This window comes from Methylobacterium sp. GC_Met_3 (genome assembly GCF_026540775.1).
Lineage (GTDB): Bacteria > Pseudomonadota > Alphaproteobacteria > Rhizobiales > Beijerinckiaceae > Methylobacterium.
Genome location: NZ_JALNUL010000044.1, coordinates 17,398 through 30,620, shown reverse-complemented (window position 1 = coordinate 30,620; position 13,223 = coordinate 17,398). Strand labels below are relative to the sequence as shown.

Here is a 13,223-nt window from a genome sequence, read left to right as displayed (position 1 = left end):
CTGACAAGGGCTACGACACCGACGCCATCCACCGGCACATCAAGGCGGCCGGGGACGCACCCAACATCCCGCCCAAGATCAACCGGCGCTGGAAGCCCTACTTCTCGCCCGTGCTCTATCGCGGCCGCAATGTTACCGAACGCATGTTCGGGCGGCTCAAGGACTTGCGCCACATCGCCGCCCGCTACGACCGCTCGGCCACGAACTATCTCGCTGCCGTCTGCATCACTGCCACCATCAGCTACTGGTTATAAGTCCGGACGGTAGGGGGACGTGAATCCATGGAGCACGTCAACAGCGCGTGTTGGCGCAGCTGGGTCAGAGCTGGCCCTTCCGAAGACTGCGGAAAAGCGACGAGACTGCCTACCTCTGGTGAGCAGATGCTGCGATTTCGCTTAATCTATCTCCATAACGTCTCGAGATCATTTGTATGCTGAAATTATCTTTGACGAACTGCGCTGCTCTGGCTCCCTTTTTTGCTGCTTCATCACGATCGAAAAATGCGCTTCGCATGGCTGCGGCGGCGCTCGCGATTTTCGGATCGGCCCAAACACTTCCTCTTTCGACAGACAGATACTCGTCATATCCGACGGATACGAGATTGTAGTCGACCAGGTAGCTGTTCTCAGGCGTGCAAAATTCCAAATTTCCGGAATACGCGGTTGCGATCACAGGACGTCCTAGCTGCATGGCTTCCAGCATGCCGAAGCCGAAGCCTTCGGCTCGATGAAGGGACACGTAGCAATCACAGGCCAACTTCAAGGAAAGTATCTGCTCGTATGTAAAAACCTCGTCAATGACTTGGATCCGAGGGTCGTCTCGAATAAGATCATCGATCGCGCGCCAGACGCTGACCTGAAAGGCATTCGAGATCCGATTTTTGTTCCAGGTCTTGATGACAAGGCCGACTTCTTGGTTCTCCCTGTCGAACGCTTCTTGAAAGGCGCGAACAACTGCGATGGGGTTCTTTCGTTCAACAAACGAAAACGAATCGAACGTAGTGAGAAAAGTGAACGTTCTATCATGGCATAAATAGGGATGTGGTTTGAGAGATAATGGCAAGTCCTCGACGGCCATGCCTACATTCACAACAGGCTTAGAAGTCTGCTTTTGGTACATTTCCTGAACGTATTTCGATGATACCCAGATTTCATCCAGCAATTCTAAAGCGAGAATATGTGACTTAGGTATTACGTTGAGCTCCCAAAAGACATAGCCAATATTATATTTGCCATCGAAAGTTGATTTAGGTAATATAGATATTGCGAGCGGCACAAAATCTGCGTTGAGATGTATTAGATTGATATAATTCAGGGTCGTGTGCTGTTGATAGACTATAGGGCTCGAGTATCCCACAAGCGCTGGATTTTCTACGTTGAAGGGTAAGGCGGATAGAGAGGGCGCAATTATCCGATCGAGGATGTGGTAAGAGAGGCGTGTCGCCTGCCCAAGTCCTGACGTTTTATCAATAGGACCGATAACGGTCACGCCTTCCTTGGACTCGTTCCGGACATCGGTCGCTAAGGTTGCTTGGCGCGTCGCGGTTTTGGTTGGTCCCGCACACGCTACGGCGGCATGGCTCTCGATATGCCATCGAGCTTGTCCAGCCAGAGCTCTGGCGTCGGTAGAATTTTGGAGAAAAAATGAGAGGTTGTCTTCTAAGCAGCTGGTGCCGTCCGGCTCGCTCATGAGGAGTGTTTGCATCGATGAGCGTGGAAGAAGGTCGGCGACGTGCGGGTGTTTGCAACTCAAAAGAGCGAAATAGTGCAGAGCTGCTAGACGGCCAGCGCTGCTGTGCAGGTTCAGGCACTGGAGCTCCGGATGCTTGGCGATATACAGTCGCATAAAAATGCTTAGTGGGAATCTGCCAGAAAATGCATGATCGATGTCGCGGAGCGCCGATATCTGGTCAGGGGTTACGATCTTCCGCTCAAGATTCAGTTGTGGCGTCTTGTCGAAACACCACCAGTATAGGGCCTCATTCTGCGCATCCGGGTTGGTTATATCGAGCAGGTTTGGTCGATCCCGCAGAAGGAAGTTCCAGAGGGCTACGCTGATGCTGGCCGGGAATTCGGAAATTGGAAGCGGATTGTTGAGGAAGCGGAGTTGGGTTTGCGAGAGCGGGACGCTTAACGACCGTCCCCAGCGGAGGCTGTATGCTCCAATGTACCACAGGAGGACGTCCATGCGGTCCTTTACCGTGCCTGCCAGCTTGATCCTGAGGTCCTGCCCGCCCAGCCGAATTACCTCGTTGTGGAGGAATTTTGAGATGAGGCCTTCGGGATCTCGCTCAGGGTGAGCCGTTTCCAAGAGGATAGACTCAAGCGGACTTTCACTCGCCGAGGATCTGAGGTCGTCGGGAAGGCGAGACCTGTCGGCTTCACCCTGCGCCGTTGGGGATGTTGCCATACCCAGTTCCGCAGCCATCAGCACCATCAGTGCGGAGAACGACTCCGGAACCGGTGGGATAGCTCTGCGTAGGCTCAGGGTGCCCAGGTGGATGTCCTTGGCGAGGGCCCGGTCGCTACCGAGGATTGAAATCTCAATCGGACCGTCCGCGCTGGAGAAATTCTGCAGATCAGCCACGAAACCGTGCCGTCCATCGCCGATTTCGGAGTCCTTCAGATCTTGTCGAAAGATGTCGGCTCTCACGATCTCTTTCCGGCCGCCGGCTGCGGTGATCTGGATGAGAAGCGGCAGATTTGGGTTGCGTGCGTCGAAGGCCCATCCGGTGACGAGGGGCTCATCGATGAAATCGACGTAGCCACGCCACCTTTGATCGTCTGTCATGTGTAAACTCGTGAATGGGCGTCGTGCCACTGCTCTGGCATGGAAGACGCGCTCTCGGATCCGGTTGGGCCGCCTTCTAGCATCTCCTCGTCGGTTTAGGCGATGCTGCGTGCTCGGACCCGCGGCGACCCTTGAGGTGCCGGGCCTGCAGGAGCTTTGTCGATGCGAGATCTCCCCGTGTACGCGAGTGAGGTGTCAAGGCCGGAAGCGTCGACGACTACCGAACGGGGTCGCTGTGACGAAGCGGGCTATCGCAGCGATCGGCCGTAGCGCTGGATGCACATTTTGCGAGCGACGCAGCTTGTGGTCTATGACGTGGGTCTATGGCCCGCCGCCGGCACGAGCTGCACTACTAGACACAACCGGTTCGAGTTTACTGTTCTGAGATGTTTATTCCTAACAAATCTCGATGGAAGCTCCGAAGTTTCCTCATGGTTGTCAACGACCGTAGGGCAACGCAAAGATTGATGCTCTCCGAACTGTTCGATGCGGCGTGGTACCAAGCTCATCAGGTCCCGGCGCTATCGCTTGATCAGGCTGCGCGGCACTATCTGCGTCAGGGGGCCACGCTTGGATTGAGCCCCGGCCCACTCTTTGACGGCCCGCACTATCTCGCAATCAATCCCGACGTTGCCAACGCAGGCTTGAACCCGCTGTTGCATTATCTCGACAACGGACGTGCCGAAGGACGGTTGATCTACCCTTATGTCGACCCAGAGACGGTGGCGCAGGTTGCAGCCTCGGATCTGTTCGACGCGGTCTGGTACCGAGCGACCCAGGCGCCCGACGTTATGCTGAACCAAGCCGCGCGACACTATCTGCGCGAGGGAGCGGCGCTCGGGCTGAACCCCAGCCCGTTGTTCGACGGGCCGTGGTATCTTGAGAATAACCCGGACGTTGCCGCCGCCGGGTTGAATCCGCTGCTGCATTACCTGGACAGCGGAAGTTCCGAAGGACGGGTGATACGTCCCGTCGCTGATCCGGATGAGGTGGCGCGGATCGCCCAGTCCGAGCTGTTCGACGCCAACTGGTATCGGGAGACCCAGGCACCTGGTGTGACGCCGGACCGGGCCGCGCGCCATTACCTGCAAGAGGGCGCCGCGAACGGGCTGAGCCCCAGCCCGCACTTTGACGGATCGTGGTACCTCGCCAACAACGCTGATGTCGCCGCCGCCGGTCGGAATCCCCTGCTGCATTACCTAAACGATGGGCGCTCGGAAGGACGACCGATCTGTCCGTTCGCCGACCCGACGGCACTGGCGCCGATCGAAAACTCCGATCTGTTCGACGCGGACTGGTACCGGCGGACGAACGCTGCCGACCTGCCGCCGAACCCGGCCGCCCGACACTACCTCCGCGAGGGCGCAGCGCGCGGGATGAATCCCGGTCCCCTGTTCGATGCGGTCTGGTATCTGGGCAACAATGCCGATGTCGCCGAAGCCGGCTTGAACCCGCTGCTGCACTACCTGAGAAGTGGGCGCGCAGAGGGGCGGCCGATCCGCCTCGCCTGCGCCCGCGATGCCCAGGCACGCGTGATCGAGACCCGCCCCCTCGTCCTGCGTGACAGCACGTCCGCCCGCATCGTCGTGGTGGTGCACGCCTTCTACGTCGACGTGTTCGAGGACCTTCTGCCCCACCTCGTGCGCGCGATCCCGCGCTTCGATCTGCTGGTCTCGACCGACGAGCCCGCGAAGCAGCGGGCGCTGGAGGCAGCGGCGGATCGCGCCGGGCTCGCCGACCGGTGCCGGGTCGTGGTGGCGGAAAATCGCGGCCGCAACTTCGGACCGCTCGTCACCGTGCTGGCAACCGACATCCTGCACTACGATCTCGTGCTCCACGTCCACACCAAGAAATCGCTGTTCAGCGGCGCGGAGCAGACGCGCTGGCGCGACGAGATCTATCGTGCATTGTTCGCGAATGCCGCCTGCGCCGCCGTCGCCCTGTCCCTGTTCGAGGACGACAGCCGGATCGGCCTGTTCTTCCCGGAGACCAGCGCGCACATCGTCTACTGGGCGCATGCGTGGCTCTCTAATATTGGCACCGGCTACGGCCTGCTCGCCCGCCTGGGCCTGCCCTATGACGGATTCGACGAGTACATCGACTACCCGGTCGGCGGTATGTTCTGGGCCCGAGTCGATGCCCTGCGCCCGCTGCTGACCAGCGGACTGACCCCCCAGGATTTCCCCGAGGAGCACGGCCAGACCGATGGCACGCTCGCCCACGCGATCGAGCGGGTGATCCCGATCGTGTGCCGGTCGCAGGGCTACCGCGCCGTGTGCCTTGACTACGACCGGGGGCTTGTCCGCTCTGGCGGCAGCGCCCGCAACTGGCACCAGTACAGCGCCCGGACCCAGGATCAGGCGCTGCGGGCTTTGGAGGATGTCGACCTCGTCTCGTTCGACCTTTTCGACACGCTGGTGAGCCGCCCGGCCCGGCGCCCGGACGCGGTGCTCAAGCTCGTCGAGCACCGCATCGCCGCGGAGGAAGGCCGCCCTATCCCGCTCTTCGCGGAGCGCCGCGCCGCCGAGAACCGGGTCCGCGCCCGCAAGCACCATCAGGGCGACGTCAACCTGTCGGAGATCTACGCGGAGCTCGCCGCCTCAGGGCCGATTCCCCGCGATGTCGTCGCGCGGGCGCACGCTTTGGAGAAGCGGATCGACCTCGGCGCCCTGCTTCCGCGCGCGGAGGTGATCGAAATCCTCAAGGCGGCGCATGAAGGCGGCAAGCGCATCGTCCTGATGACCGACACCTACTACGAGGAGGCCGACATCCGCGGCATCCTCCAGGCGATCGGCGTCGCCGATCTGTTCGCGGCGCTCTACGTGTCGAACGCGGTCGGCGCCCGCAAGGATCGGGGCGATCTCTGGCGCCACGTGGAGGAGGTCGAGGCGGTGCCGCGCGCCCGCTGGCTGCATGTCGGCGACAACGAGCATTCCGACATCCAGGCGGCCTGCGACCGACGGATCCCATACCTGCACGTCGCGCACCCGGCCAAGATCCTCGCGCAAAGCGGGTTCGTGCGGGACGAAGGCGATCTCACGCGGACATGGGCGTCCGATCTCGTCATCGGCCACGCCATGCTGGCGCTGTGCCGGAACCCGTTCCTCGACCGGGCTGGCCCGCCCTACCTGTCGCTCGGCTCGGCCCGCGCGGTCGGCTCCGTCGTGTTCGGGCCGCTGATGCTGCTGTTCATGTCCTGGCTGATCCGGCACGAGGCTCTGGGCCGGGTCGACCGGCTGTACTTCCTCGCGCGCGAGGGCGACTTCCTGGTCGAAATCTATCAGCTGATCCGGGAGCGCTACGGCCTGCGGCACCTGCCCGAGGGCCGGTACTTCCACGTGTCCCGGCAGGTGGCGATCGGCGCGGCCCTTGGCACAGGGTTCCGCCCGGATCTGGTGATCGGGGCCGGCCGCTACGTGGGCAACCTCCAGGGACTCCTCTGGAACCGGGCGAGCTTCACGGCCCCGGCGCACCACGAACTGCACCGTCTGGACGTGCGGCTTCCGGCCGATGCCGCGGTGGTCGAGCGCGTCATGACCACCCTCGAACCGGAGATCACCGCCCATGGCGCGGACCTGAACGCGCGGTTCCGTGCCTATGCCCGGCAGGAGGGTCTCGATGCCGACGGCCTCCACGCGGTGGTCGATGTTGGATATTCGGCCACGATCCAGAAGAAGATGCAGCGGGCGCTCGGCCAGCCGCTGACCGGCTTCTACATGACGACCTTCGACACGGCGCAGGCCGTCGAGACGGATGGCGGCGCGGCCTTCAGCTGCTTCCGCGCGGGCGCCGAGAATCCCGAAACGTCCTCGCTCCCCGTCCTGGCCTACGGGCTCGCCGTCGAGGCGTTCCTGACCGCCCCCCACGGCCAGGTCGTGGGCTACGAGACGGCGGGCGAACGGATCGCGCCTGTGTTCAAGGCGGATCCCCGGACACCCGCCGAGCACGCTGTCCTCGCCGAGCTCCATGCCGGCGCCGAGCAGTACATCATCGACACCCTGGATCTGTACGGGGCGGAACTGCTCCAGGCCGAGATCCCGTCGAAGGGACCGCAGGAATTCCTGCGCCTGCTGATGCAGGGGCAGATCGCGACCCCATCCGAACCGATGCGGATGCTCGGTGTCGAAGACGATTTCTGTGGTCTGCCCATCCACAAGGTTTACGCGGCGGCGGGAAGTCCGGCGTCCAGCTGACGCGCCGGCAGCGTCCCCGCGGATCAGCGGCCGGCCATGACCGCTTCCAGGGCGCGCCGCATCGTCGCCGGCGTGACCCTGTAGTTCGCATGCATCGGGTGGACGCCCTCCGCCTGCAGCGTGGTCCCGCGCACGAACAGCAGGCGCGCGCCGCTGGACTCGACGAAGCTGGTGAAGCCGCGGAAGTAGAATTCCGGGCTCTCGTGGGCGAGCGCCACGACCCGGGCGCCCGGCCGGCAGAAGATGCAGTTGATCAGGGCGGAACTCGCCGATCCGACGATGATGTCGGCGCCGTGGTACATCTGAACCTGCTCGGCGAAGGTGAGATGCTCGGGCTGGACGATTTCGAACCCGTGGGGCCGCAACGTCTCGATGATCTCGGGCTCGTTGACGAGCTGGCGCTGCGTGAACCCCCGCCGGGACAGGAGGATGCGCCGTCCGGTCCGTCGCAGGTCGACCCCATCCGCGGCGAGCCGTTGGAGGATCCTGTCCCGCACGGCGGCGAGGATGTCCTGCGGCCAGATCGCGTCGTAGATCGGAAGCCCCGGCCGGGTATCGAACGGGAAGAAGGCCGGCACGGGCGCGAGGCCGAGTTCGCGAAAGCGTGTCGCGACCGGCGGCAGCGTCACGATCGGCCGGTCGCGGGTGTCCATCAGCGCGATGATCTGATGGTGCGATTCAGGCATCCCGTCATCGACGCAGAGCGGCAATCCCGAGGGACAGGCGGGATCGTTGAAGCCCAGCATGCGGGGGACGAATTCGAGCAGCCAGTGCCCGTATTGCCGGCTCTGGAGCCCGAACAGCATCAGGCCGGCGTCGATGTCGCGAGTCTCGGACGGTGCCTCGACCAGGGCGCGTCCGGGCCCCCAGACGGCGGTCATGATCTGACCCGGATTGACCCCGTCCTTGATGTCGGCGACCCCGCTCAGGGGATGGGCCGCGAGGTCGTAGATCAGGCGCTGCCCGCGGAGCACGACGTTGCTGCGGGGGAATGTCACGCAGTTCTTGAAGAAGGCCACGTATTGCGGCGGTGCGTCGAGGGTTCCCGGCTGGGAGGTCAGCGGGATCGGGCCGTCGAGGAATGTCACGGCGGGGTCGGCGATCCGGCGCCCGGGCCGTATCTCGTGGTAGCGCCCGTGCCCCTCCCCGGCTTCCTGCCGGGCCGAGACGATATCGTAGATGCCGACGGGACCGAGGCCGACGATCGACCGGGTGCTCTCGTGCAGCACCACGGCCTCCGCGTGCCGGCCGGCCTCCGCCAGGGCGTTCATCTGCAGGATGCGCAGGTTCCGGATCTTCTGGCTGAGATTGTCCCCGTCCACGGTCGCGAGGCCGGCATCGCCGCCGTTGAGGGCATAGGCGAGGCGGTAGCACTGGACGGCGGGTTCCACCCGGCCGCGGCACTCGTGATCCCAGCCGAGCTGCAGCAGCCTCCGCGCCACCTCCTGCAGGCTGGTCGCCGCTTCGTCCCGCCCGCGGAGTTCCGCGACGAAGGCCGTCGCGTCGTCCCAGCTTTCATGGTCGATGAAGTCGCGCAGCCGCGCCACGATGGCGATCCGGCGCCAGCGCGGAGGATCGTGCGGGTCGATCGCGGTGGCCAGTTCGTAGGCATGCGCCGCTTCTCCGAATCGTCCGCCCCCCTCGAGTCGGAAGCCGAGGGCCTCCAAGTGCCGCAGGGTCGTGGCTACGCGCGGTCCCGACGGAGGCTCCGCGGTGAGCAGGGCGGCCAGCCTCTCCAGCTGACGTGGGGCGTTGCTGCTGTCGATCGACCGGACGAGGTCGAGGAAGGTCGCCGTCGGCCGCATGTCGCCCCGTCTCCGACCGCTACGGGCCGATGCCCACGCGCTCCAGGCCGCGCAACACCTGCGCGGGCGCGACCGTGTAATTGGCATGGAACGGGTGGGTCTTCTCGCCCGGCACCGTCGAGCCCCGGATGAACAGGACCTGCGCGCCGCTCGACCCGATCATGCTGGTGTAGCCGCGGAAATTGAACGACCGGTTCTCGTGGATCAGCGCGACGACACGGGCCCTGTCGTTGCAGAAGATGGTGTTCGTCATCGCGGAACTCGCGGAGCCGACGATCACGTCGGCCGAATGATAGAGCGCGATCTGCTCGATAAAGGACAGCTTCTCCGGGTAGACGACCTCGAAGCCGTAGCGCGCCAGGGCGTTGATGATCTCGGCCTCGTTGACGAGCTGGCGCTGGGTGAAACCCTTCCGCGACAGGACGATCCGCCGACCGGTGGGACGCAGGTCCACACCACGCGCGGCGAGCCGGTCGAGCACCGCGCGCCGCATGGCGCCGAGCACGTCCTTCGGCCAGACCGAGTCGTAGACCGGCACGTCCGGCCGGGCGTCGAACGGGAAGAAGGTCGGGACCGGGGCGACCCCGAGTTCCTTGAAGCGGACCGCCTGCGCCGGAAGCGGGAGGATCTCTCGCCCGCGCGAGTCGAGCAGCTCCACGATCTGCCGGTGCGTCGCCGGCATGTGGTCGTCGATGCAGATCGGGAAGCCCGCTGGGCAGGCGGGATCGTTGAACCACAGCATCCGCGGCACGAACTCAAGCAGCCAGTGGCCGTAATTCTTGCTCTGGAGCCCGAACATCATCAGGCCGGATTCCAGGCTCCGCACGTCGGCCGGCTCCTCCACCAGGGCGCGCCCCGCCCCGTAGACGGCCGTCATGATCTGATCGGTGTTCTTGCCGTCCTTGATGTCGGCGATGCCGCTGTCGGGGTGCGCCGCGAGGTCGTAGATCAGGCGGCTGCCCTGGAGCACGATGTTGCTGCGCGGGAAGGTCAGGCAGTCCTTGAACCGGGCGACGTATTGCGGCGGAGCGTCCAGGGTTCCGCACACGGAGGTCAACGCCACGGGACCTTCGAGGAAGCGGATCTCCGGCTCCGCGATCCGGCGGGGGGGCACCAGCTCACGGTAGTCGCCCTCCCCTTGCGTGGCGGCCTGCCGCGCGGAGACGATGTCGTAGATCCGCGCCGGTCCGAGCCCGAGGGCCGTGCGCGTCCGCTCGTGCAGCGCCTGCGCCTCCGCGTGACGGCCCGCCTCGGCGAGCGCTGTCATCTGCAGGCTGCGCAGGTTCCGGATCTTGCGCTCGAGCGTGTCGCCGTCGACCGTGAGGGCCTGCCCGCCCAGGGTATCGCGCGCGACCCGCGCCAGCAGGTAGCAGCGCACCGCGCTCTCGGCGTCCCCGGCGAGCTCGTAGTCCCAGGCGATCTGGACCAGCGACGGGTCGTCCGGCCCGCGGTCTCCGGCGGCCGCTTTGGCCTGGCGCAACGCCTCCAGGAGGTCCTCGACGCCGTCGAAGGCCTGCCGCCGACAGCGGTCGACGATGCCCGTCCGGATCGCGGCGAGCTGGTAGAGCGCGGTTCGTGCGCGCGAGGCCTGAGCCGCCAGCCCATAGGCGCGGGCGGCCAGATCGAAGCTGTCCTCGCCCTGATACCGGAACGCGAGGGTCGCGAGGTGCTGCGCCGCGGTCTCGGCGCGATCCTCCGTCAGGGCCGCGAGGGCGCCTTCGATCGTGTCGAGCGTGGCGCCGCCGTTCGTCCGGTTGGCCTGCGCAAAGATCCGCCGAAAGTCGTCCCGCATCGATCCCGACCGTTCCTCTCACGCGATCCGCAGCGCCGTCCCGACATGCGGTCTCAGCGCGTCGCCAGGGCCCGCTCCACGCAGGCGCAGACGTCGCCGATCTGATCCCGGGTGATCGCCGGGAAGAACGGCACCCCGATGGCGCCCGCGGAGGCGGCCGGCGTTCGCGCGAGGCCGTCATGCCCGCACGTCGCGAAGGCGGGGTGCGCCTGACAGCCGGTCCCGTACCAGCGCCGCCACTGGATGCCGGCCGCGTCGAACGCCGCCGTCACCGCGTCGGCGGCTTCGGGCTCGAACAGCGCGTTGACCGTCATGGTCAGCCACTTCGTGCCGAAGCCCGGCTGCATGCGCACGCCGATCCGCTCAAAGCCTTCGACATAGGCGAGCGAGGCCTCGCGCAACTGCAGGATGCGCGCCTCAAGGCTGTCGAAGGCCGCCAGGCCGACGGCGGCCGCGTATTCGGAGATCCGGAAATTGCCGCCGCGCACCTCCGAGACCCGGCTGCTCGCCGAGAACCCGAAGCCGGTCATCGCGGTGGTCTGCGCCACCAGATCGGTATCGGTCGTGAGGATCGCGCCCCCCTCCCCGATCCCGAGCGCCTTGGTGGCGTGCAGGCTCACGCAGACCGGCTGCGCGCCGATCCGGGTCAGGTTCAGCGTCGCGGCGGCGGCGTCGAACACGACCGGGATCCCGTGCGCCGCCTCGAACGCCTCCCAGGCGGGGATGTCGATCGGCGCCCCGAACGGGCTGACCACCACCACGGCGGCGACATCGTCTCCGGCCAGCGACAGCGCTCGCTCGGCGATGGCCGGCGTCAGCGACAGCGTCTCGGGATCGACGTCGGCGAAAAACGGCTCCAGGCCGACATTCACCGCCGCGTGTGCGGTGGCGATGAAGGTGTAGCCGGGCATCAGGCAGAGCCCGCCGCGCCGGCCGGCGATGCGGTAGCGCAGGGCGAGTTCGATGGCGCTCGTGCCGTTGCCGGTGATCGTCGCGGCGACCGGCGCGCCATGGGCGCGCTCCGAGACGAAGTCGCAGAGCTTGGCCGTGAATTCCCGGGAGAGCGGGCCGTAATTGCTGTAGATGTGCGATTGATCGATCCGGCGCAGGTACGGGACGATGGCGTCCGTCTCCGGCAGGCTTGGAATGAGCACGGGGATCATCGTCGAGACACGTCCTGGCTGTCGGCCGCCACCATCCTCATCCGCATGCTCGGGTGACGCGGCCCGCTATACATGGCCCGGCAGGAGCGCGGAAGGCGCCCGGGTCCGACCGCGGGCGATGAGGCGCGCTCAGCCTCGGATGCGACGCGGCCCCCCGGGTCGGGGAGCCGAATGCAACCAGCGCGGTCCGCCGCCCCGGTTCAGCGCTCGCGCCACGCCTTGGCGATCTGATCGGTCAGCGGCTTGATGAGATAGCTCAGGACCGTGCGCTCGCCGATCTGGAGATGCGCCTCCACCGGCATGCCTGGCACCAGGCGGACCGTACCCAGCTTTGCCTGCTCCGCGGCTGAAAATCCAATCCGCGCCGTGTAGTAGTTCTGACCGGACTTCGGATCGCTGCTCACATCGGCGGATACGCGCGTCACGGTGCCGTTGATCTCCGGTGTCGTTCGCACGTTGAACGCGGGGAAACGTAGGATCGCGCCCTGCCCCTGCCGCACGCTGTCGATGTCCTGGGGCTGGACATGGACCTCGACCGTGAGTCGATCCGCGTCCGGCACGATCAGCATCACCGGCTCGGACGGCGTCACCAACCCGCCAACCGTGTGCACACTCATCTGATGCACGACCCCGTCCTGTGGCGCCCGCAGATCGACCCGCCTGACCTGATCCTCCGCCGCCGCCCGCTTCTCGATCAGTTCCGACCACTTGCTGCGGATGTCCGAAAGGTCCTTACCGACCTCGGTTCGCATGTCGACATTGATCTGCAGGCTCTGCAGATTGGTCTCGGCAACCTTGCCCCGCGCCGACGCGATCGAGGCTGTCAGCTGCCCGCGCTCGCCCTCCAGCCGTGCCGCGTCCCGCTCCAGGACGGTCACCCGGGACAGCGGCACGAGCTTCTTGGCGTAGAGATCCCGCAGGCCGCTTAGCTCGTCCTGGATCAGCCGGATCTCCCGGACCTTCGACGCCACCTGCTGGCTCAGCCCGGCGATCTCCTCCTTGAGCTGCGCCGCGCGTTCCGAGAGCTGCGCACGCTGCCCCTCCCGGCTGGCCAGTCGCGCGGAGAACAAGCGGGTCTCACCGTCGAGAAGCGCTTCGATCTCCGGGCTGGTGCGGCGGCGTGCGAGCAGATCACTCGGAAACACCACGCTAGCGGCGCCGTCCCGCTCCGCCTCGCACCGCGCCCGGCGCGCGGCGAGTTCGTCGAGCGCCTTGCGGGTGATGTCGAGGCCGGCACGGATCTGCGTCTCGTCGAGACGCACCAGGATGTCGCCGGCTCGAACCCGGTCGCCGTCCTTGACCAGCAGCTCTCCGACAACGCCACCGTTGGGGTGCTGCACCTTCTTGACCTCGGACTCGACCATGAGGCGGCCCGGGGCGATCACCGCGCCGGCGAACGACGCCAGCGCCGCCCAGCCGCCGAGACCCGGCACCAGCGCACAAGAGATCGCCCCCGCGAGGATCATCTGGCGGCGGATGG

General features: G+C 65.6%; 7 protein-coding genes. 2 read left to right on the top strand and 5 right to left on the bottom strand.

Annotation, left to right across the window (positions count from 1 at the left end; translation table 11 throughout):
* Positions 1–254: transposase (locus tag OXS27_RS26865; RefSeq protein WP_267360217.1), on the top strand; the 254-nt coding region annotated here is incomplete at its 5' end.
* A gap of 109 nt (positions 255–363) precedes the next feature.
* On the opposite strand, the gene OXS27_RS26860 is transcribed toward OXS27_RS26865, so the two are convergent.
* Entirely contained in the window at positions 364–2,790 is a 2,427-nt protein-coding gene (locus OXS27_RS26860; RefSeq protein WP_267360215.1) for a glycosyltransferase, read from the bottom strand.
* Positions 2,791–3,257: 467 nt separating this feature from the next.
* Here OXS27_RS26860 and OXS27_RS26855 point away from each other — a divergent pair, with 467 nt between their 5' ends.
* On the top strand, positions 3,258–6,983 hold the full coding sequence (locus OXS27_RS26855; RefSeq protein WP_267360213.1) for a rhamnan synthesis F family protein: 3,726 nt from the start codon (positions 3,258–3,260) through the stop codon (positions 6,981–6,983).
* A gap of 23 nt (positions 6,984–7,006) precedes the next feature.
* Here the strand turns inward: OXS27_RS26855 and OXS27_RS26850 are convergent, their stop codons facing one another.
* The 4 genes from OXS27_RS26850 to OXS27_RS26835 form a co-directional block, all read right to left on the bottom strand.
* On the bottom strand, positions 7,007–8,788 hold the full coding sequence (locus OXS27_RS26850) for a glycosyltransferase family 61 protein (protein WP_267360211.1): 1,782 nt from the start codon (positions 8,786–8,788) through the stop codon (positions 7,007–7,009).
* Positions 8,789–8,807: 19 nt separating this feature from the next.
* A complete protein-coding gene (locus tag OXS27_RS26845) occupies positions 8,808–10,580 on the bottom strand; it encodes a glycosyltransferase family 61 protein (RefSeq protein WP_267360209.1) in 1,773 nt (590 codons plus the stop codon).
* 53 nt (positions 10,581–10,633) lie between these two features.
* The gene (locus OXS27_RS26840; RefSeq protein ID WP_267360207.1) at positions 10,634–11,743 is read right to left on the bottom strand and encodes a DegT/DnrJ/EryC1/StrS family aminotransferase; all 1,110 of its coding nucleotides are present in this window, start codon (positions 11,741–11,743) and stop codon (positions 10,634–10,636) included.
* A 200-nt stretch (positions 11,744–11,943) separates the two neighbouring features.
* Positions 11,944–13,209, bottom strand: a complete 1,266-nt coding sequence (locus tag OXS27_RS26835; protein WP_267360205.1) for an HlyD family type I secretion periplasmic adaptor subunit — start codon at positions 13,207–13,209, stop codon at positions 11,944–11,946.
* Positions 13,210–13,223 lie beyond the last annotated feature (14 nt).